Source organism: Saccharopolyspora sp. NPDC000359 (assembly GCF_040300525.1).
Taxonomy (GTDB): domain Bacteria; phylum Actinomycetota; class Actinomycetes; order Mycobacteriales; family Pseudonocardiaceae; genus Saccharopolyspora.
In genome coordinates this window covers 111,714-131,715 of record NZ_JBEPDU010000003.1, presented here as the reverse complement: position 1 = coordinate 131,715, position 20,002 = coordinate 111,714, and the positions used below count along the sequence as shown (strand labels likewise).

The 20,002-nt window shown below is 71.0% G+C and carries 17 protein-coding genes; 8 read left to right on the top strand and 9 right to left on the bottom strand.

Annotated elements, in window-relative coordinates:
- Positions 1 to 43 precede the first annotated feature (43 nt).
- Entirely contained in the window at positions 44 to 1,342 is a 1,299-nt protein-coding gene (locus ABT324_RS03705) for a UDP-glucose dehydrogenase family protein (RefSeq protein ID WP_351171047.1), read from the bottom strand.
- 156 nt (positions 1,343 to 1,498) lie between these two features.
- Here ABT324_RS03705 and ABT324_RS03700 point away from each other — a divergent pair, with 156 nt between their 5' ends.
- The 4 genes from ABT324_RS03700 (at position 1,499) to ABT324_RS03685 (ending at position 4,804) form a co-directional block, all read left to right on the top strand.
- Positions 1,499 to 2,455, top strand: coding sequence for an aldo/keto reductase (locus ABT324_RS03700; RefSeq protein WP_351171044.1), 957 nt, complete (start codon positions 1,499 to 1,501; stop codon positions 2,453 to 2,455).
- A 219-nt stretch (positions 2,456 to 2,674) separates the two neighbouring features.
- Positions 2,675 to 2,797, top strand: a complete 123-nt coding sequence (locus ABT324_RS03695) for a hypothetical protein (RefSeq protein WP_351171041.1) — start codon at positions 2,675 to 2,677, stop codon at positions 2,795 to 2,797.
- A gap of 104 nt (positions 2,798 to 2,901) precedes the next feature.
- Positions 2,902 to 3,660 (top strand): SDR family NAD(P)-dependent oxidoreductase, encoded by a 759-nt coding sequence (locus tag ABT324_RS03690; RefSeq protein ID WP_351171274.1) that lies wholly within the window; start codon positions 2,902 to 2,904, stop codon positions 3,658 to 3,660.
- Positions 3,661 to 3,757: 97 nt separating this feature from the next.
- A complete protein-coding gene (locus ABT324_RS03685; RefSeq protein ID WP_351171038.1) occupies positions 3,758 to 4,804 on the top strand; it encodes an NAD(P)-dependent alcohol dehydrogenase in 1,047 nt (348 codons plus the stop codon).
- Here the strand turns inward: ABT324_RS03685 and ABT324_RS03680 are convergent, their stop codons facing one another.
- Positions 4,805 to 6,436 (bottom strand): TM0106 family RecB-like putative nuclease, encoded by a 1,632-nt coding sequence (locus tag ABT324_RS03680; RefSeq protein ID WP_351171035.1) that lies wholly within the window; start codon positions 6,434 to 6,436, stop codon positions 4,805 to 4,807.
- Here ABT324_RS03680 and ABT324_RS03675 point away from each other — a divergent pair.
- Positions 6,321 to 7,511, top strand: coding sequence for a DUF6474 family protein (locus tag ABT324_RS03675; protein WP_502949682.1), 1,191 nt, complete (start codon positions 6,321 to 6,323; stop codon positions 7,509 to 7,511). The genes ABT324_RS03680 and ABT324_RS03675 overlap by 116 nt on opposite strands.
- A 388-nt stretch (positions 7,512 to 7,899) precedes the next feature.
- Here the strand turns inward: ABT324_RS03675 and ABT324_RS03670 are convergent, their stop codons facing one another.
- The 6 genes from ABT324_RS03670 to ABT324_RS03645 form a co-directional block, all read right to left on the bottom strand.
- Positions 7,900 to 8,898, bottom strand: coding sequence for a glycine betaine ABC transporter substrate-binding protein (locus tag ABT324_RS03670; protein WP_351171029.1), 999 nt, complete (start codon positions 8,896 to 8,898; stop codon positions 7,900 to 7,902).
- Complete coding sequence (locus tag ABT324_RS03665; protein ID WP_351171026.1) at positions 8,895 to 9,662, bottom strand: ABC transporter permease; 768 nt, start codon at positions 9,660 to 9,662, stop codon at positions 8,895 to 8,897. Before ABT324_RS03665 ends, ABT324_RS03670 begins: the two co-directional genes overlap by 4 nt.
- Positions 9,662 to 10,837, bottom strand: a complete 1,176-nt coding sequence (locus tag ABT324_RS03660; RefSeq protein ID WP_351171023.1) for an ABC transporter ATP-binding protein — start codon at positions 10,835 to 10,837, stop codon at positions 9,662 to 9,664. The genes ABT324_RS03665 and ABT324_RS03660 overlap by 1 nt, the downstream gene beginning before the upstream one ends.
- Positions 10,830 to 11,477 (bottom strand): ABC transporter permease, encoded by a 648-nt coding sequence (locus ABT324_RS03655; protein WP_351171020.1) that lies wholly within the window; start codon positions 11,475 to 11,477, stop codon positions 10,830 to 10,832. The genes ABT324_RS03660 and ABT324_RS03655 overlap by 8 nt, the downstream gene beginning before the upstream one ends.
- A gap of 3 nt (positions 11,478 to 11,480) precedes the next feature.
- On the bottom strand, positions 11,481 to 13,115 hold the full coding sequence (locus ABT324_RS03650) for a BCCT family transporter (protein ID WP_351171271.1): 1,635 nt from the start codon (positions 13,113 to 13,115) through the stop codon (positions 11,481 to 11,483).
- A 303-nt stretch (positions 13,116 to 13,418) separates the two neighbouring features.
- Complete coding sequence (locus ABT324_RS03645; protein ID WP_351171017.1) at positions 13,419 to 15,029, bottom strand: BCCT family transporter; 1,611 nt, start codon at positions 15,027 to 15,029, stop codon at positions 13,419 to 13,421.
- Positions 15,030 to 15,401: 372 nt separating this feature from the next.
- Here ABT324_RS03645 and ABT324_RS03640 point away from each other — a divergent pair, with 372 nt between their 5' ends.
- The 3 genes from ABT324_RS03640 (at position 15,402) to ABT324_RS03630 (ending at position 17,252) form a co-directional block, all read left to right on the top strand.
- Complete coding sequence (locus tag ABT324_RS03640; protein WP_351171014.1) at positions 15,402 to 15,926, top strand: hypothetical protein; 525 nt, start codon at positions 15,402 to 15,404, stop codon at positions 15,924 to 15,926.
- Positions 15,927 to 15,993: 67 nt separating this feature from the next.
- Entirely contained in the window at positions 15,994 to 16,728 is a 735-nt protein-coding gene (locus ABT324_RS03635; RefSeq protein ID WP_351171011.1) for a YcnI family copper-binding membrane protein, read from the top strand.
- Positions 16,725 to 17,252, top strand: coding sequence for a copper resistance CopC family protein (locus tag ABT324_RS03630; protein WP_351171008.1), 528 nt, complete (start codon positions 16,725 to 16,727; stop codon positions 17,250 to 17,252). The genes ABT324_RS03635 and ABT324_RS03630 overlap by 4 nt, the downstream gene beginning before the upstream one ends.
- 54 nt (positions 17,253 to 17,306) lie before the next feature.
- Here ABT324_RS03630 and ABT324_RS03625 read toward each other — a convergent pair whose 3' ends face one another.
- Positions 17,307 to 19,862 carry an L-tyrosine/L-tryptophan isonitrile synthase family protein gene (locus tag ABT324_RS03625; protein WP_351171005.1) on the bottom strand — a complete coding sequence of 852 codons (2,556 nt, stop codon included), beginning with the start codon at positions 19,860 to 19,862 and terminating at the stop codon, positions 17,307 to 17,309.
- Positions 19,863 to 20,002: the final 140 nt, after the last annotated feature.

The window sequence follows — 20,002 nt, the reverse complement described above, 5'->3', positions numbered from 1 at the left end:
TCGATCGATAGCCGAAGTAACAATCACGGCTGCGACCCGCCGTTCAACCGACCGGGGTGCGGCCGACACCGCGCCAGCTCAACCCCGCGCGGCGCAGCACGTCCGGGTCGAGGTGGTTGCGGGTGTCGACGACCACCGGGCCGTCGAGCTCGTGGGCCACCCGGGTCCAGTCCAGGGTCCGGAACTCCTGCCACTCGGTCAGCAGCACCAGCGCCGCCGCGCCCTTCGCCGCCTGGTACGGGTCGGCCGCCAGCGCCACCTCCGGCGGCAGCTCCGGCTCGTCACCGCGCAGGCCCGGGTCGTAGGCCACCAGCTCCGCGCCCCGCCCGGCCAGCAGCCGCGCCACCTCCAGCGCGGGCGAGTCGCGCAGGTCGTCGGTGCCCGCCTTGAACGTCAGGCCCAGCAACCCGACCCGGACGCCGGTCAGCGACCCGCCGCAGGCCTCGACGACCTTGGCGACCATCCGCTCGCGCTGCCGCGCGTTGGACGAGATGGTCGCCTGCAGCAGCGGGAAGTCGAACTCCACGGCCTCCGCGACCTGCAGCAGCGCCGCGGTGTCCTTCGGCAGGCAGGAACCGCCCCACCCCGGCCCGGGCTGCAGGAACGCCTGGCCGATGCGGCGGTCGTAGCCCATCCCCTCGGTCACGTCGGTGATGTCGGCGCCCAACCGCTCGCACATCTCGGCGATCGCGTTCACGTAGGAAAGCTTGGTCGCCAGGAAGCAGTTCGCCGCGTACTTCACCATCTCCGCGCTGGCCGCGTCGGTGAGCACCGTCGGCGCGCCGAGCCGCGCGTACAGCGCGGCCACCCGCTCGGCCGCGTCCTGGGTGTCCGAGCCGACCACGATCCGGTCCGGGTTCAGAAAGTCGTGCACCGCCGACCCCTCGCGGAGGAACTCCGGGTTGCTCACCACGGCGACATCGGATCGGGCGACCAGCTCGCGCAGCCGCGCCGAGGTGCCCACCGGCACCGTCGACTTCGTCACCAGCACGCAGCCCGCGGGCAGCACCTCCCGCACCTCGCGGGCCACCGACTCCACGACCGCCAGGTCCGCCCCGCCGCCGGAGCCCATGGGCGTCGGCACGCACAGGAACACCACCTCGGCGTCGGCCACCGCACCCGCCGAGCCCAGCACGAACTCCAGCCGCCCCGCCGCGATGCCCTCCTGCACCAGCTCGGCCAACCCGGGCTCGTGGATCCGAACCTCACCGCGGGACAACTGCTCGACCTTCTCGGCGTCGACATCGCTGCACACCACCCGGTGGCCCAGCGATGCCAAGCACGCACCAGTCGTCAACCCCACGTACCCGGTTCCGACGACGACGATCCGACGGGCGAACACCAGTCCCCACACCCCTTCGCGCGCACGGCCGCACGGCCGCTCCCCCCACCGGGCATCGTGGCACATCGCTCGACGAGTGGAACCCGCTTGGGCAAACGTTCACGCGCCGTACGTCCAGCGTGACGCGCAGGTGACCAGCCGTTTATGGTCGCCTGCGTGGAACAGCGACGCCTCGGCGAATCCGGTCTGGTGGTCAGCGCGGTCGGCCTCGGTTGCAACAACCTGGGCCGCCCCGGAACGGCGACCGAGTCCCTCTCCGGCGCGCGGGCGGTGGTCGACACCGCGCTCGACGCCGGCATCACCTTCTTCGACGTGGCCGACGTGTACGGCTCGCCGCGCGGGCGCAGCGAGGAGCTGCTCGGGCAGGCGCTCTCCGGGCGCCGGGAGCACGCGATCATCGCCACCAAGTTCGGCATGGACATGCAGGGCGGCAACGGCCCGGACTTCACCGCGCGCGGTTCGCGCCGCTACGTGCGGCGGGCGGTGGAGTCCTCGCTGCGGCGGCTGGCCACCGACTGGATCGACCTGTACCAGCTGCACCGGCCGGACCGGTTGACGCCGCTGGAGGAAACCCTGTCGGTGCTCGACGACCTGGTCCGCGAGGGCAAGGTCCGCTACGTCGGGCACTGCAACCTGGCCGGGTGGCAGCTCGCCGACGCGTCCTGGGTGGCGTCCTCGACCGGGCTGACCGGACCGGTGTCCACGCAGAACCACTACTCGCTGCTGGCGCGCGAGGCCGAGCGCGAGATCATCCCGGCCTGCAAGCGGTTCGGGGTCGGGCTGATCCCCTACTTCCCGCTGGCCAACGGCCTGCTGACCGGCAAGTACCGGAAGGACCAGGAGCCACCGGCGGGCAGTCGGCTGGCCAGCCGCAACCAGGTGCTGGCGGACGCGCCGTGGGAGCGCATCGAGCAGCTGCGGACCTTCGCCGAGCAGCGCGGCATCCCGATGACGTCGGTCGCGGTGGGCTGGTTGGCCGCGCAGCCGGTGGTCGGTTCGGTGATCAGCGGCGCGACCACGCCGGAGCAGGTCCAGGCCAACGCGGTGGCCGGTCAGTGGCGCCCCACCCCGGAGGACATGGACGTCCTCAACTCCATCTGCCCACCGCTGTGACCCGCTCGTGAGCGGCGATGGTCGCCCAAACCACCATCGCCACTCACGACCCCTGACGCTTGCCTCGTGAGTGGCGATGGTCGCTCTAGCCACCATCGCCACTCACGAGTCTCGACGTGATTCCGATCACGTTCGGTGATGATGTTTTCGCTCGGACGGACCGGAGTTCCGCACAGGTGGCCGACGCGGCGGGAGCGGTGAGCGGACCACGCTCTTCACATGGAGCTCATCGGGTTCGCCGCACTGTTCATCGGCCTCGCGCTGCTGGTCGCGCTGCCCCTGGTGGCGCTGCTCGCGCTCGTGGAGGCGACCTCGAACCGGGAGGTGCGCCGCCATCGCTGACCTGCGCCCCGCCCCCTGCCCGTTCCGCGTCAGATGCTGGGCAAGGAAGTTCCCAGGTGTTAGACATGCCCGGGTACCAGCACCGGACGCAAAGGAACGAGCAGATGCAGATCACCGACACCGCGGCGATCGTCACCGGCGGGGCTTCCGGCCTTGGCGCGGCCACCGCCAGAGCACTCGCCGCGCGCGGGGCTCAGGTGTTCGCGGTGGACCTGCCGGACGCCGTGGGCAAGGCGCCAGTGGTCGACGGCGTCACCTACACCGCCGCCGACGTCACCGACGCTGAGCAGGTGCAGACCGCGGTGGACCAGGCCGCGGGCGCCGGGAACCCGCTGCGGATCGTGGTGAACTGCGCGGGGATCGGGCCGTCGGCGCGGATCGTCGGACGGCAGGGCCCGCACGACTTCGACCTGTTCCGCAAGGTCATCGAGGTCAACCTGGTCGGCACCTTCAACGTGCTGCGGCTGGCGGCCGCGGCGATCCGCGAGACCGAGGCCGACCAGGACGGCCAGCGCGGCGTCGTGATCAACACGGCGTCCGTGGCCGCCTTCGACGGGCAGATCGGCCAGGCCGCCTACGCGGCGTCCAAGGGCGGGGTGGCGAGCCTGACGCTGCCCGCGGCGCGCGACCTGTCCTCGGCCGGGATCCGGGTGATGACCATCGCGCCCGGCATCGTGGACACCCCGATGCTGGCCACCGTGAGCGAGGAGTACCGCAAGGGCCTGGCCGACGGCGTGCCCTTCCCGAAGCGCCTCGGCACCCCCGACGACTACGCCCAGCTGGCGCTGGGCATCGTCGAGCACGACTACCTGAACGGCGAGGTCATCCGGATGGACGGCGCGCTGCGCATGGCGCCTCGCTGACCCACGATCGGCGGACCCCCGTTCGCGCTCGGCCGTGCGGGACGGCGCCGGTTCGGCGGAGGATGGCCCGCGTGATCACGCTGCGGGAGGAGTCGCGATGGGCCAGTTCATGAAAGCCGTGCAGTACCAGCAGGTCGGGGCCGGTCCCGCAGTGGTCGAGGTGCCCAAGCCCGAACCCGGTCCCGGCCAGGTGCTGCTGCGGGTGACCGCGGCCGGGATGTGCCACTCCGACCTCGAGATCATGAGCTGGTCCGGCGACCAGTCCCCGTTCGAGCCGCCGTTCACCCTCGGGCACGAAGGCATCGGCACCGTCGCGGAGCTCGGGCCGGGCGTTCGCGGGGTGCGCGAGGGCCAGTCCGTCGCGGTGTACGGGCCGTGGGGTTGCGGGGTGTGCCGGAACTGCGCGCAGGGCAGGGAGAACCACTGCACCCGCGTCGAGGAGCTGGACATCCGGCCGCCGGGGCTCGGCCGACCCGGCGCGATGGCCGAGTACCTGCTGGTGGACGACGTCCGGCACCTGGTCCCGCTGGACGGGCTCGACCCGGTGCAGGCCGCGCCGCTGACCGACGCCGGGCTCACCCCGCACCACGCGGTCAAGCGCTCGCTGCCGAAGCTGGTCGGTGGCAGCACTGCGGTGGTCATCGGCGTCGGCGGGCTCGGGCACTTGGCGGTGCAGATCCTGCGCGCCACCACCGGAGCACGGGTGATCGCGCTCGACGTGGCTGACGAGAAACTGGAGCTGGCGCAGGAGGTGGGCGCGCACGAGGTGGTCCACTCCGACGGATCGGCACCGGCGCGCATCCGGGAACTGACCGGCGGGCTGGGCGCTGACGTGGTGCTGGACTTCGTCGGGACCGCGCCAACGGTGCAGCTCGCCGCGCAGTCGGTGGCGATCGCGGGCGACATCACCATCGTCGGCATCGGCGGCGCCCCGCTCCCGGTCGGGTTCGGCCTGCTGCCGTACGAGGTCTCGGTCGCAGCGCCGTACTGGGGCACCCGCTCGGAGCTGATCGAGGTGCTGGACCTGGCCCGTTCCGGTGCGCTGCGCGCGCACGTGGAGGCCTTCAGCCTGGACGAAGCACCCGAGGTCTACGAGCGCCTGCACGCCGGGAAGATCACCGGCCGCGCGGTCGTCGTGCCGTAGTCAGAGGTCCTCGGCGAAGGGGACCTCGCGGACCGCTTCGGAGGTCATCCAGCGGCGGATCGTCCAGGTCGCCCGGACGTCGTCCTCGTTGTAGCGCAGGATCCGGTCGCGCTGGGACAGCACCGGGACGGTGTCGCCGAGGCCGACCGCGTCCCGGTACCAGCGCATCGAGTTCTCGCCGCTGGCCTCGGCATCCCGCCAGCCGAAACCGGCGCTCGGGGCGATCACCTTCAGGCCCTTGCCGTTCGGGCACAGGAACTGCTCGCGGACCGAGGCGAACAGGTCCACCCACTCCGCGGAGCGGATGAACTCGCGCACCTCGGCCACCGACGGGACACCGGGCTTGCCCGCGAACCGCTCGGCGGAGGCCAGCATCCAGCGGTTCTCCGCCAGCTCGTTGTAGCAGTACGCGCGGAAGCTCAGGCCGCGCTCGTACGCGCGGCGGCGCACCGAGCAGAACCAGGTCCAGAACTCCGCGAAGGAGCGGCCCTCGTCGTCGGACGGCAGCGGCTCCCAGCTGACGAACGCCCGGTACCCGGGCTCGTCGCCGACGTCCGCGCCGGACAACCAACAGCCCCACAGGTAGGCGCCGGAATCGCCGTAGCTCTCCATGTCCACGTCGACTTCCACGTCCGCCCGCGGCACCGACACGTCGCGGACCCGCCGCACCAGCGGCAGGTCCTGCAGCCACGCCTTGGCGAGCAGGATCGCGTCGGTGTTGCGCACGCCGGTCAGCGGCAGCTCGTCGGCCCGCTCCAGCGGCGTCGCCGCCAGCGCATCCACTGTGGACACGCCGAGGTCGCGCAGCGCGGTGGCGTCCTCGCCGCGCACCACCAGGCTGACGTCGCGGCGGTCGCGCAGCTGCTGCTCGCAGACCGGCCACCACGGGCAGCCCTTGCACTCGTTGATCCGGGACGGCTCCGCCAGCGGCTCGGCCCCCTCGTTCGCCGCCGTGGCCACCGCCAACCGGTCGGCGAACCGGACCTCGTACTCGGTCAGCGCGGTGCGCCCGCCCGGCCAGTTCGGGGTCGCCAGGTCGTGCCAGACCACCACGTCGGCGTCCACGCCGATCACGCCGCCCCGGTACCCGGGCGCGCTCATCCCGCAGGCCTCCAGCAGCCGCACCGCGTGCGCCAGCCGGAGCTGGTCGCGGGGCTGCGCGCGCACCTTGCGGGCCTGGTCGGTCGAGGCCGCTTCCGGGACCGGGCGCTCCACCGGCGACACCCGCGCCCCGCGGCCCGGGTCGGTGATCTTGTGCCGCACCACCAGCACCGGCACGTACCCGTCCCCGCTGCGCACCAGCAGGTCGACCGTGCCGCGCCGACCGCCGACCTCGTCGGACGGCAGCTGAGCGGCGGAGATGTAGCGGGTCCCGGCGCGCATCGCGGCCAGCGTGAGCTCCGCGCGGTCGCGGGCCGCGCCGCGCGGGATCTCCGTCCAGTCCGGACCGTGCAGCCTGCTGAGCAGCTTCGCGACGGCGCGGCGGTGCTCGGCGGCGTCGGCGATGCGCTGCTCGATGCCCAGGTCCAGCGGCGCCTGCGGCCGGTCCCGCATCGCGGGGTCGTTCTCGAGGTGCACGCGTCGACGGCAGCGCGTCACCACGCTCGCCTCGAGCAGCACCTTCTCCTTCACGGGTGAAGCGTATGCCGTCGCCATGACAGGTGCGGTCATCCCCCCGGATACACGACCGAGCGGTGTCGTGCGAGGGGTGGCGCTGTGCGGTCGTGCGCGGTTGTGCGCGGTTCTGGGTCCCGCGCGTCGCGCCCTCACCCGAACCGGGGAATTCGGGGCAGTTCTGAGCTCCGGTTTCCCACGAAATCGCGTCATCAGCTCAGGCCGGGACCGCGGGCGCGCTCTTAGAGTTACCGGGAACGCCAACGCCGAGCAGGAGGTCCCGGTGAGGAAGCGCACGTACCGGCGCAGGGCCGCGAAGCGGACCTCGACCGTCCACCTCGAGGCGGCGATGAAGGCGATCGAGCACCGCAGGACGGCGAAGGCAGCGGAGCACCACCGCGCGGCGAAGGCAGCCGAGCGCCGCAGGGCGGCCAAGGCAGCGGAGCACCACCGGCGGACCGAGGCCGCTGAGCACCGCAGGACAGTTAAAGCTGCGGAGCAGCGACGGAGGACCGAGGCGACCGAGCACCGCAGGGCGGTGAAAGCAGCCGAGCGTCGCAAGTCGGCCGAGGTGGCCGAGCAGCGGAAGCTCGCCAAGGCGGAGTTGAAGGCGGACAAGCGGGCCGCGAAGGCGATCAAGAAGGGCGAGCACGGCCGCATCACGCCGGGCAACGCCAAGAAGGTGATCGGCGTGGCCAAGGTGGTCGGCCCGGTGCTGCTCCCGTTCGCGGTCCGAGCGGCGTCCGCCGCCCGCGACACCTACGACCGGGCCCGGGCCCGACGCCTCGGTGTCCCGGTGGACGACCTCGGCACCTTCACCGGCCACGGCGCGGCACTGCACGCCCGCATCGCGGGCGACACCGAAGCACTGCGCGCCCTGCGCGAACAGGCGGGCGACCAAGAGGCGCGCCTGGTCGCGGAGCAGTACGCGGAACGAACGGGCGCACGGCTGATGCAGCTGACAACCGCAGTACGCGCGGCGGAGCGGATGCCCACCCAACGTCGCCGCTCAACCCACCGCGCGGTGAACGCGGAACTCAACCAGATCGAGGGCGACCTCCTCTCCCGCTTCGGCATCAACCCCAAGCACTGACCCACCCCCGGTCCGACGCACACCCTGCACCGGACACGCCCCCGACGATCCACCTGCGGACCCGCAGGCCGTCGCCTCCCACCGCTCGCCGACCACCGGGTTGCAGTTTCAATTGAAACTGCGCACACCGGTGTGTCGGACGTCCGACACACCGGGGAGTGTTGGGGGCCGGATGCGGAGGGGCGACCTCCTGGCCCTGGCTGGACCTCGTCGTGGGGGTTGGGACATGACCAGGGGCACCTGCTGGGTTGTGCAGGTGCCCCTGGTCGTTGGGTTCCAGGTTCAGTTGGGACTGGGGTTCCCCGGTTTGCCGGCGGCCGGACACGCCGGGGTGTGCCGGTCGCGGGAGACGGCGGGGTGTCGCGTGCTCCCCCCGGGATGGGTCGGGTCAGCCGTTGGGGATCTTCACGAAGCCCTTCTCGGCCATCCAGTCGCGGGCGACGTCGGCTGGGTCCCGGCCCTCCACGTCCACCTGGGCGTTCATCTTGACCAGCTCTTCGTTGGTCAGGACCTTCGAGACCTGCTCGAAGATCGCGGTGATCTGCGGGTAGCGCTTGAGCAGCTCGTCGCGGGTCGTGACGCCGATGTTGTAGCGCGGGAAGAACAGCTTGTCGTCCTCCAGCACCTTCAGGTCCAGCGCCTTGATGCGGCCGTCGGTGGTGAACACCTCGCCGAAGGTGCAGGTACCGTTCGCGGTCGCCTGGTAGATGCTGCCCTCGGTCAGCGTCTTCACCTTCGACTTGTCCGCGGTGAAGCCGTACTCCTGCTCCACGCCGGGCAGGCCGTCGTTGCGGTTGGCGAACTCGGTGTCCACGCAGAACGTGGCGTCCTCCGGGTGCTCGGCGACGACCCGCGGGATGTCCGACAGCTTCTGCACGCCCAGGCGCTTGGCCACGTCCTGGTTGACCGCGAACGCGTAGGTGTTGTCCACGTTGTAGTCGATCGCGGTCCAGGCGACGCCGTTGCGCTCCAGGTCCTGCTGCTTGACCGCCTCGTACTGGGCGCGGGCGTCCGGGATCGGGTCGTTGTTGCCGTTGTAGCTGATCCAGGACGTGCCGGTGTAGTCCCACAGGACGTCGATCTGCCCGCTCCGCAGCGCCTGGCGGGCCGTGGACGACCCGACGATGCTGGTCAGGTCCCGCACGTCCGCCCCGGCCGCGGCGAGCGTGAACTCGGCGATGTAGCCGAGCACGATCTGCTCGGTGAAGTTCTTCGACCCCACCGTGACGGTCACGCCCTCCAGCTCCGGGACCGGCTGGATCGAGCCGGGCTCCACCGCCAGCGGCACCGAGCTGCCCGAGCTCAGCCCGCAGCCGGACAGCAGTACCCCGGCCACCGCCAGCGAGGCCAGTTTCAGCGCGCCGCGGCGCGACGTTCGCAGCTTCATCGCAACCCCTTCGGCGACAGGTAGGTCTCGGCCAGCGCGCCCAGCCAGTCGACCAGCAGCGCCAGCGCCATGGCCAGCACCGAGCCGACGATCATGACCGTCCAGTCGTTGAGCTTGTAGCCGGTGTCGATCATCTCGCCGAGGCCACCGGCACCGACGAACAGCGCCAGCGTCGCGGTGCCCACCGCCAGCACCAGCGCGGTCCGCAGACCGGCCAGGATGTAGGGCACGGCCAGCGGCAGCTCGATGCGCAGCAGCACCCCGGCGCCGGACATGCCGATGCCGCGGCCCGCGTCGATCAGCGACCGGTCCACCTGCTGCAGGCCGACGATGGTGTTGCGCAGCACCGGCAGCAGCGCGTAGAAGGCGATCGGCAGCACCGCGATCCAGAACCCGGTGGTACCACCGGTGAACAGGAAGAACAGCACCAGCAGACCGACCGCGGGCGCGGCCTGGCCGATGTTGGCGATGCCGATCACCACCGGTGCCGCCCGGCGCGCCCACGGACGGCTGAGCAGCACGCCCAGCGGCACCGCGACCACGATCACGATCAGCGCCACCGCGAAGCTCATCAGGAAGTGCGCCCAGGTCAGGCCGAGGATGAACGGCGCGTTGATGCTGCGCGCGGTCACCTCGTCGTTGTCCTGGCTGAACGCCCAGCCCAGCACCGCGGCGACCAGCACCACCACCGCGACGGGCTGCGCCAGCAGGCGCAACCGCTCCGCGGTGCGGGATCCGGAGTCGGAGGCGAACTGGCTGCTCATCACTCGTCCCCGGTCGAGTCGTCGGCGTGCTCCTCGCGCAGCGCCTTGATGGTGTTCATCACCGTGTCGATGTCGACCACGCCGACGTACTCGCCGCGCGATCCGACGACCACCGCGACACCGTCGTCGTCGGTGAGGATCGCCTCCAGCGCGTCCTGCAGCGTGGAGGCCAGCGACACGCTGTCCTCGACCGGCCGACCGGCGCGGTCCAGCGCCGACACCGCACCGGCTTCCCGGGCCGAGGCCCAGCGCAGCGGGCGGTTGCGCTTGTCCAGCACCAGGCCGATCGCGCCGCGGCGGGTGCCCAGCTTCTCCTTGAGCACCGACGGCTGCTCGTCCACCTTCGCGGTCGGCACCTGGCCGACCTCGATCTCCCGGACCCGCCGCAGCGTCAACTGCTTGAGCGCGGCACCGGCGCCGACGAACCCGGCGACCGTGTCGTCGGCCGGGTTGGCCAGGATCGCGTCCGGCGTGTCGTACTGCAGGATCTTGGAGCGCTCGCCCAGCACCGCGATCCGGTCGCCGAGCTTGACCGCCTCGTCGAAGTCGTGCGTGACGAACACGATCGTCTTGCCCAGGTCTGCCTGCAGGCGCATCAACTCGTCCTGCAGCACACCTCGGGTGATCGGGTCCACCGCGCCGAACGGCTCGTCCATCAGCAGCACCGGCGGGTTGGCCGCCAGCGCCCGCGCCACGCCGACGCGCTGCTGCTGACCGCCGGAGAGCTGCCGCGGGTAGCGGTCGCGGTACTCGGCCGGGTCCAGGTTGACCAGGTCGAGCATCTCGTCGACGCGCTCGTTGATCCGCTTCTTGTCCCAGCCGACCAGGCCGGGCACCATGCCGACGTTCTCGCCGACCGTCATGTGCGGGAACAGGCCGGCCTGCTGGATCGAGTAGCCGATCTCGCGGCGCAGCTTGTCCGGGTCCAGGCCCAGCACGTCCTGCCCACCGATGGTGATCTTGCCGGAGGTCGGTTCGATCAGCCGGTTGATCATCCGCATGGTGGTGGTCTTGCCGCTGCCGGAGGGGCCGACGAGGACCACCGTCTCCCCGGCGGGGATGGTCATGGTCACCGATTCGACGGCGGGCAGCTTCTGGCCGGGGTAGCGCTTGGAGACCTCCTCCAGGCAGATCTCCACGCCGTGCCCGCTGGGGGTCTTGTTGTCGTCAGCCACGGATACCTCTCGAAGTCGTCAGCCGCCCGATCAGCACGAAGACGGCGTCCAGCAGCAGCGCCAGGATGATCACGCCGACGGTGCCGGCGACGGCCATGTTCAGCGCGTTCGCGCCGCCGAGCTGGCCGAGACCGCTGAAGATCAGGTTGCCCAGGCCGGGGCCCTTGGCGTAGGCGGCGATGGCCGCGATGCCCATCAGCATCTGGGTGCTCACCCGCATGCCCGCGAGGATCGCGGGCCAGGCCAGCCGCAGTTCGACGCGGGTCAGCACGCCGAACCGGCTCATGCCGATGCCGCGGGCGGCGTCCAGGATCGGCTGGTCGACTGTAGACAGCCCAACGATGGTGTTGCGCACGATCGGCAGCAGCGCGTACAGCACGAGCGTGAGCACCGACGGTGCCACGCCCAGCCCCAGCACCGGGATGAGCAGGCCGAACAGCGCGAACGACGGGATGGTCAGGACGGCACTGGAAAGCGCGGTGGCGATCGCCGCCCCGGCGGGGCTGCGGTAGACCGCAACCCCGACCAGGACGCCGACGATCGTCGCCAGCACGATGCACTGCACCACCATGCTGACGTGCTGGTAGGAGTCCACCAGCAGCGACTGCCACCTGGATGCGACGTAGTCCAGGAAGTTCACTCGTTACTCTTTCCCGCCCGCCGAGGACGCGGTGGGCTCCTCGTCGGCCGCCACCGGGGTGGTGACCAGCTGGAAGTCGCCGTCGTGCTCCTCGGTACCGGAGATCACGGCCTGCTCCAGCACCTCGGCGCCCTTGGCGTCGCGCAGCATCATCGGGTCGCTGCGCAGATCCTTGACCAGCGCCACGCACATCGCAAGCACCACGACGACGAACGGCGAGGCCGCGATGATCGTGGTGTTGTTCAGCCCGCTCAGGGCGTCCTCACCACCGGTCAGCAGCATCACGATGGCGACGCCACCGATGACCAGGCCCCAGAACACGACGACGAACTTGTTCGGCTTCGCGCTGCCGCGCTGCGACATCGAGCCGAGCACGACCGACGCCGAGTCGGCGCTGGTGACGAAGAAGTTGATGATCAGCAGCATGGCCAGCACGCTGGCCACCGCGCTCAGCGGCAGGTTCTTGAAGACCTGGAACAGCTGGTCCTCGGCACCGCCGACCTCGGTGAGGTTGGCACCCTCGCGCTCCTGGAACAGCGCGTTGCCGCCGAGGATGGCGAACCAGACCAGGCTGATCACGCTGGGCACGAGCAGCACGCCGCCGACGAACTGGCGGATGGTGCGGCCGCGGCTGATGCGCGCGATGAACATGCCGACGAAGGGCGCCCAGGAGATCCACCACGCCCAGTAGAAGATCGTCCAGGTGGACAGCCAGGTGTGCATGTCCTCGCCGCCGATCGCCCCGGTGCGGGAGATCATCGCGCCGAAGTCGGCGAGGTAGGACCCCACCGACAGCGGGAGCATGTCGAGGATGAACACCGTCGGGCCGGCGAAGAACAGGAAGACTGCCAGCAGCAGGGCCAGGATCATGTTGCTGTTGGACAGCAGCTGGATGCCCTTGGACACACCAGAGACGGCCGAGATCACGAACGCGATGATGAGCACCGTGATGATCGCGACCAGCAGCGTGTTGCCGATCGAGTCGACCCAGCCGACCTCGGTGAGACCGGCCGCGATCTGGGTCGCGCCGATGCCCAGCGACGCGGCGGTGCCGAACACCGTCGCGAACACCGCGAGCGCGTCGATGATCCGCCCCGGCACGCTCTCCGAGGCCCGCTTGCCGAAGAACGGCACGAACGCCGAGCTGATCAGCTGCTTGCGGCCGCGCCGGTAGCTGGCGTAGGCGATGGCCAGGCCGACCACCGAGTAGATCGCCCACGGGTGCAGGGTCCAGTGGAACAGCGAGGTCGCCATCGCGGTCCCGACCGCGGCGTCCGTGCTGCCCTCCACGCTGCCCGGGGGCGGGCTGGTGAAGTGGGTGAGCGGCTCGGACACGCCGTAGAACATCAAGCCGATGCCCATCCCGGCGGCGAACATCATGGCGATCCACGAGGTGGTCCGGAACTCCGGCTTCTCGTCGTCCTCGCCCAGCGGGATCCGGCCGTACTTGCTGAACGCCAACCACAGCGCGAAGACCACGAACGCGGTGCCGGCGAGCACGAAGACCCACCCGCCGTCACGCACCAGCACTTCCAGCGCCGTGCTGGCGAAGGACTGCAGTGATTCGGATCCGAACACGCCCCAGGCGATGAACGCCACCGCGGCGACCGCGGAGATGCCGAACACCACCCAGTCCATCCGACCTGGCTGGTCGACGAGCTTGGTGCTCGCCACCTCGGTCGGCTCTTCTGATCGTTCTAATGCTTCCGTCGACACAGGGTTCCAGCGCCGATCGAACGGCGCCCCTCCTTTCCGGGGGTCGGTCGCGCCCGGTGGGCTCCGGGATCCGGTTCAACCCGGGCCCTGGAACCGATCACGCGCGACCCGTGCAACTTCACCACCCCAGGTGACTGAACAGGACAAAAGCCGCAGGGGTGCATGCAAAGCGCGCCCGACCGCCGCAGCAGCCGGGCGCGCACGCGCTTCGGCCGGGATGACCCGCTACTTCTCCCCGGCCTTGGTCACCTCGGTCTCCCCGTCGTCCTCGACCGGGGTGGTGACCAGCTGGAACTCGCCCTCGTGCTCCTCGGTGCCGATGATCACGGCCTGCTCGAGGACCTCGGCGCCCTTGGCGTCGCGGAGGGTCATCGGGTCGCTGCGCAGGTCCTTCATCAGCGCCACGCACATGAGCACCATGACGATGGCGAAGGGCAGCGCGCCGATGAAGGTCAGGTTCTGGATGCCGTCCAGCGCCTTCTCGGCGTCACCACCGGCGGTGCCGATGACCAGCATGATCGCGGCCACCGCACCGGTCGCGGCACCCCAGAAGATGACCACCCAGCGGCTCGGCTCGATGGAGCCGCGCTGGGACAGCGTGCCCATCACCACGGACGCGGCGTCCGCACCGGAGACGAAGAAGATCGCCACCAGGACCATCACCAGCACGGAGGTGATCAGCGTCAGCGGCAGGTGGTCCAGCACCGCGAAGGTCTGCGCCTCCGCGCTGCCGTCGCCGTAGACGCCGTTGCCCGCCTTCTGGCTGTCGATCGAGGCACCGCCGAAGATCGCGAACCAGACCAGGCTGACCACGCTCGGCACCAGCAGCACACCGCCGACGAACTGGCGGATGGTGCGGCCCCGGCTGATGCGGGCGATGAACATGCCGACGAAGGGCGTCCAGGAGATCCACCACGCCCAGTAGAAGATCGTCCAGGTGGCCAGCCAGTCCTGCATCTCCGCACCACCGGTGGCACCGGCCCGCGAAGCCATCTCACCGAACTCGCTCATGTAGGAGCCGATGGCGGTGGGCAGCAGGTCGAGGATGAAGACCGTCGGACCGACGACGAAGATGAAGACCGCCAGCAGCGCGGCCAGCACCATGTTGATGTTGGACAGCCACTGGATGCCCTTGGCCACGCCCGACACCGCGGAGGCGATGAAGCACACCGTCAGCACCGCGATGATCAGCACCAGGATGGTCGACGAGGTCTCGCCGATCCAGCCCGCGGCCTTCATCCCGGCGCTGATCTGCAGCGTGCCGATGCCCAGCGAGGCGGCCGAGCCGAACAGCGTGGCGAACAGCGCGAGGATGTCGATCAGCTTGCCGATCGGACCCTCGGCGTTGCGCTTGCCGATCAGCGGGCGGAACACGCCGCTGATCAGCTGGCTGCGGCCGCGGCGGAAGCTGCTGTAGGCGATCGCCAGGCCAGCGACCGCGTAGATCGCCCACGGGTGCAGGGTCCAGTGGAACAGCGACGTCGACATCGCCGTCTCGATCGCCGCTTCGCTCTCCGGCGGGACCGTGCCCGGCGGCGGGGAGACGAAGTGCCCGAGCGGCTCGCTGACACCGAAGAACATCAGACCGATGCCCATGCCGGCGCTGAACATCATCGCGATCCAGGAGACCGTCCGGAACTCCGGCTTCTCGCCGTCCTTGCCGAGCGGAATCCGACCATATTTGCTGAATGCCAGGAACAGGGCGAAGACGACGAATCCGGTGGCGGCGAGCACGAAGCCCCAACCCGTGTTCGTCAGCAGCCAGTTCAGGGCGGCCTTCGAGGCGGCGCTCAGCGAGTCAGTGCCGACGGCACCCCAGACGACCACCGCGAACATGATGAGCGCGGTGACGCCGAAGACGACCCAGTCCGTTCGAGGCTTGCCCAGGAACTCGGTCGCGGATAGTTCATTCGTATGGTTCCCCTTGGCGGAGTCACCACTTCGTTCTGTTTCGGTCGACACAGGTTCCGGCGCCGACTTTCGGCGACGCCCCCTCCTCTCCGTCGTCAGTCACGACGATCCGATTCAGCGCCCGGCATTGCGCGCAGCCGTGCTCGGTCCGTCTGCAACCCGTTAAACCGTGACCCAATTGGGTGAACAAGGCAAGCTCGCCCGCGGTCAGCGTGGCCGAACCGACACCTAGACTGGGCTGTTGTGACAGCCGGTCCCACCCCTACGCAGGGCGCACTCCGCGTCCTGCGAGGCGGCGTGCTGGCCACGACATCGGCGTCACTGTCCGTAGCCGCTCACGTGGCCGCGGGCGGGTCGTTACCCGATCTGGGCACGACAACTGTGATCACCATCCTCCTGGCCGGCGCCGGTGTGGCGCTCGCTGATCGCAAGCGCGGGTCGTGGGGCATTCTAGGGGCACTCGGCGTCAGCCAGCTGTCACTTCACGCATTTCTCCAGCTAGTGGCCTCCCACCAGGACGGACCCGGCGCCGTCGGCATGCCGTACTCGCCGTGGGAGATGACCCTGGGTCACATCGGGGTCGTGCTGCTGACCGGGCTGCTGATGGCCCGGGCGGAGCAAGCACTCTTCGTAGTCGCGAGGCTGCTCCGATCGATTCTGCCGCGCCGCCCGAGGCCGCTACTCACCGTCACCGAGGTGCGCTCGGTATGCACCCCGGCGATCACCGTGCGTCCCCTGGTGCACCTCCTCCACAGGCGCATCAACACCCGGCGCGGGCCGCCGGGCCCTCCTGTTCGCGATCAAGTGGAATTCGCCGCCTGATCGTTGTCGTTCCGTCATTTTCCGATCATCGGCGACGGCCGAAATGTGCAGGAGATTCCAAGCAAACATGTCGACAAAACGATTCGCGGCGCGCTCCGCGGCGCTGACCGCTGCCTGCGGGCTCACCGCGCTGCTGGCTGCCGCACCCGCGTTCGCCCACGTCAGCGCCCAGCCGGGGGAGGCCGCCAAGGGCGGCAACGCGAAGGTCGCCCTCCGGGTGCCCAACGAGCGGCCCAACGCCTCGACCGTGCAGGTCAAGGTCACCTTCCCGGAAGCGCAGCCGCTGAGCTCGGTGCGCACCAAGCCGATGCCGGGCTGGACCGCTGAGGTCGAACGGGTCCAGATCGCCCCGGTGCAGGTCGCTGGTGCGGAGGTCAAGGAGGCGGTGCGCAGCATCACCTGGACCGCGCAGCCGGGGAACCGGATCGGGCCGAACGAGTTCAACGAGTTCGAAGCCACCCTCGGCACGCTGCCGGACGACGTGGACGAGTTCGTCATGCCCACCACCCAGACCTACGACAACGGTGAGGTCGTGGAGTGGAACATGCCGACCCCGCCGAACGGCGAGGAGCCGGAGCACCCGGCACCGACGCTCAAGCTGGTCGAGGACGCCGAGGGCGGCCACTCGCACGGCAGCGGCGCGGAGGAGCAGGTCACGGCTGGTGACGACACCGCCCGCTGGCTCGGCGGCGCCGGACTGCTCGTCGGGGCGCTGGGCGTCGGGATCGGGGCTGGTGCCCTGGCCCGCAGCCGCAGCACCCGGTCGGCGGGAGCCGGATCGACCGGGGAGGACGAGTCGTGAAGCGGGTGATCGCGGTCGCGGCGCTGGCGGTGGCCGCGCTGCTCGGTGGCGCGGGGACCGCACTGGCGCACAACGTGCTGGTCGGCAGCGACCCGGCGGAAGGCGCGCAGCTGTCGGTCGGGCCGCGAGAGGTCCGGCTGACCTTCGACCAGCCGGTGCGCTCCGGTGCGGGCTACAACACGGTCAACGTGGTCGGCCCGGACGGCACGTACTGGACCGGCGGTGAGGTCCGGGTCGAGGGCAACGAGGTGGTCGCCCCGGTCCGCGAGCTCGGCCCGGCCGGGACCTACACGGTCGGCTACCGGGTGCTGTCCAACGACGGGCACCCGGTCCCGGGCAAGGTGACCTTCACCCTGACCCAGGCGGGCAACGGCACCCCGGCCCCGGCACCGCAGGACGCGGGCCAGCCGGAGCAGCAGGGCGAGTCCGGCGGCATGCCGGTCTGGCCGTGGATCGTCGGTGCCGTGGTCGTGGTGGCGCTGGGCCTCGTGCTGGCACTCCGCCTCGGCAAGCCGAAGGCCTGATCAGCGGTCGTGAGTGGTTCTGGTCGTTCTTGCGACCAGAACCACTCACGACCCTCACTTGGCCCGCAGCCGGATGCCGGTCAGGAGTTCCTCGGTCGGGCGGCCGGAGGCGTCCAGCAGGTGCGGCGGGGCCATCAGCCAGGGCTGGCGCAGACCTCCCCTGGTCGGTGCGCCTGCCGCGCAGAGCGGGAGGAACCCCTGGTCAACCAGGGAGATCGCGTAGTCCACCGCGACCTCCTGCTGGGGGTTGAGCGCTGCCGTGCCGTGCCAGGGCATCACCCCCGAACCGCCCAGCGGGACGAAGCGGAGCCGTCCCGGGGTCGGGCGGATCGACAGGCTCATCCGGACCCCGTCCCGCCACAGCGCGGCGTAGCCGAGGTCGGCGTCCACGTGCTTGTTCGCCAGGTAGGTGGTGGTTTCCCGCCAGGCCGAGACCAGCAGGTCGGCGCGGGCCCGGCGGACCTCCGGCGGGACGTCGCGGCCGGTCAGGTCGAAGGGGTCCGCGTAGACCCGCTGCGACCAGGCCAGCGGGTCCCCGCCACGGCAAGGCACGTCCACCGCGTGCAGGACCGACCGGAACAGCTCCGCGAACCTCGGCTGGCCGGGGGCGGAGGGGTCGCGGGTCGCCGCCTCCGCCAGCACCGCGCGCGGGTTGCGGCGGATGTCCAGGCCCGCGAAGGCGGCTTCGTACCGCTCGCGGTGCGCCCGCAGCAGCTCCGGCCGCTGGGTCCGGTCGCCGCAGGCCGGGTGCGCGTCCGCCGCGTCGTCGAAGTCCTCGACCACCACCAGGTCCGCCGCGCCGACCGCGGCCACCTGCCGGGCGAACTCCTCGTGGTAGGCCGCGCACCGGTGCGGGTCGCGGAACCGGAAGTGGCTGGCGTCGGTGAGCGCCCGGACCCGGATCCCCGGCGGGTGCACCTGCCGGACCGCCTCGTCCAGCTGCCGGAGCCGGACCAGCATCGCCAACTCGGCCAGGTCGGGCAGGCCACCGAGCGCCTTGAGCCGGGAGCCGTCCTGCTTCAGCGACGGCCCCACCAGCACGAACCTGATCGGCTCGCCCGCCTCGACCGGAGCGCGCAGGTCCCGCTCCGCCACCGCCAGCGGGTAGGCGGTCCGCGACGCGCCGAACGCCTTCGCGGTGATCACCCGCCACACCGCGCGGACCGGGTCGGCCCCAGCCGCCTCCTCGCCGAGCTCATGACCGCAGGTCACCGCGGTCGCCACCAGCGCGTCGACGATCAGCGCCTGGTCGGCTGCGGTCAGCTCCGCACCGCGGTCCCAGATCGTCGGTCGGGTGCTCAGCTCACCGACCCGCAACGCGCTGACCGAGGTCGCGTGCGACAGCTGCGCCTCGCGCGCGTGGCCGCGCCCGAGCGGAGCCGGGTGCGGCAGTGACTCGAACGTCGCGATGCCCTCGGCTGCGTCCGAGGTGAACAGTGGTGCGCGGACCGGGATCACCAGCGCTGCCGGGAAGGCGGAGCGCAGCGCGGCCCGGTTGGCGGCCGAGTCGTCGAACGCGGCGACCAGTTCGTGCCCGTGGAACTCGCGCAGCGCGGCCACCTTCTGCTCGGCGACGCCGCGCGCCGGATCGTCGTCGCAGGTGCGCAGGTCCAGGTGCCCGAGGCCGCGGCAGGCGAGGAAGTCCTCGGTGGCGGCGCGGACCCGGTTCCGGCGCCCGGTCAACCAGACGACGCGGGCCCCGGCCAGCTCCAGGTCCTGCACGTACTGCTTGATGCCGGGGGCGAGCTCGTCGGTCAGCAGCGCCTGCGGGTGCCAGTCGATGTTCTGGCGGAACTCGGTGTGCAGCGCGTCCCAGTCGAGTTCGGGGTACCGCTCCCGCAACCCGTTGCGCTCCAGGAAGGACGGCCACGCCGACGGGTAGAGGCCGGGCAGCACGTCGAGCAGGCCAGGATCGGTGAACTCCGGGATGCCCCCGACCCGGCGCAGCGCGCCGCGGACCCGTTGCACCGGGTGCAGGGCGCAGAAGTCCAGGTCGATCGCGACCAGGGGGCGCGGCAGCCCGCTCTCGCGGCGGCACCGCGCGCTGCGCTCCCGGACCACCCGGAGCACCCGCCGCAGCACGTCGTGCTGGCCTGCTCCCACCACGTGCGTGAACTGGCGCCACGGGTGGTCCCCGGCCAGCGCAGCCGCGGTGTCGGCCGACAGGTTGCGCAGTTCCTGCGCGATGACCCCGTCGAACGCACCGCGGACGCGGTCCCGCTCGTCCCCGGTGACCAGCACCGCGGCCGCCGCCAGCTCGTCCAGCAGGCCGTCCAGCGCGGTGATCGCCGCTGGCACCCCGGTGGCCGGGCGGGTCCCCTCGACGGCGATGCGGCCGGTGGCCGAGGAATCCGCGCCGAGCTCCACGCCCACCTCGCCCACCGGCAGGAAACCCCTGGCCAGCAGTCCGCGGCAGGTGACCAGCAACGGCCGGACCACGAACTCGGCGAGGTGGTCCCGCGGCCGCCAGTCCCCCGGCTGGTCGGCCACGAGCCGCTTCAGCGCCAGCACATCACCGGGGAAGTCGCTGCGCGCCAGGTCACCCAGCGGGAGCCAGTCCTGGGGGGTGGGCGTGCAGTACAGCCGCAGCAGGGGGTCGTCGGCGAGCACGCTCCGCAATCCGGTGCGGGACCCCGGCATTTCTTCCGGACGGCACAAAATCATCTCCCATCAAGGGTTTTCGGCGACATCGGCGAGCGGAATCGCCAGAGCGCGACGAGATCTCAACTTCGGTGAAGCGCATTCGGCGG

Bases quoted from the DNA above. Each gene is read 5' to 3' on its own strand.
- ABT324_RS03685 (WP_351171038.1), top strand. From the start codon at position 3,758: ATGGGCCAGTTCATGAAAGCCGTGCAGTACCAGCAGGTCGGGGCCGGT.
- ABT324_RS03670 (WP_351171029.1), bottom strand. From the start codon at position 8,898: ATGAAGCTGCGAACGTCGCGCCGCGGCGCGCTGAAACTGGCCTCGCTG.
- ABT324_RS03635 (WP_351171011.1), top strand. From the start codon at position 15,994: ATGTCGACAAAACGATTCGCGGCGCGCTCCGCGGCGCTGACCGCTGCC.
- ABT324_RS03665 (WP_351171026.1), bottom strand. From the start codon at position 9,662: ATGAGCAGCCAGTTCGCCTCCGACTCCGGATCCCGCACCGCGGAGCGG.
- ABT324_RS03675 (WP_502949682.1), top strand. From the start codon at position 6,321: ATGCCCAGGTCCAGCGGCGCCTGCGGCCGGTCCCGCATCGCGGGGTCG.
- ABT324_RS03695 (WP_351171041.1), top strand. From the start codon at position 2,675: ATGGAGCTCATCGGGTTCGCCGCACTGTTCATCGGCCTCGCGCTGCTG.
- ABT324_RS03690 (WP_351171274.1), top strand. From the start codon at position 2,902: ATGCAGATCACCGACACCGCGGCGATCGTCACCGGCGGGGCTTCCGGC.
- ABT324_RS03650 (WP_351171271.1), bottom strand. From the start codon at position 13,115: ATGGACTGGGTGGTGTTCGGCATCTCCGCGGTCGCCGCGGTGGCGTTC.
- ABT324_RS03645 (WP_351171017.1), bottom strand. From the start codon at position 15,029: ATGTTCGCGGTGGTCGTCTGGGGTGCCGTCGGCACTGACTCGCTGAGC.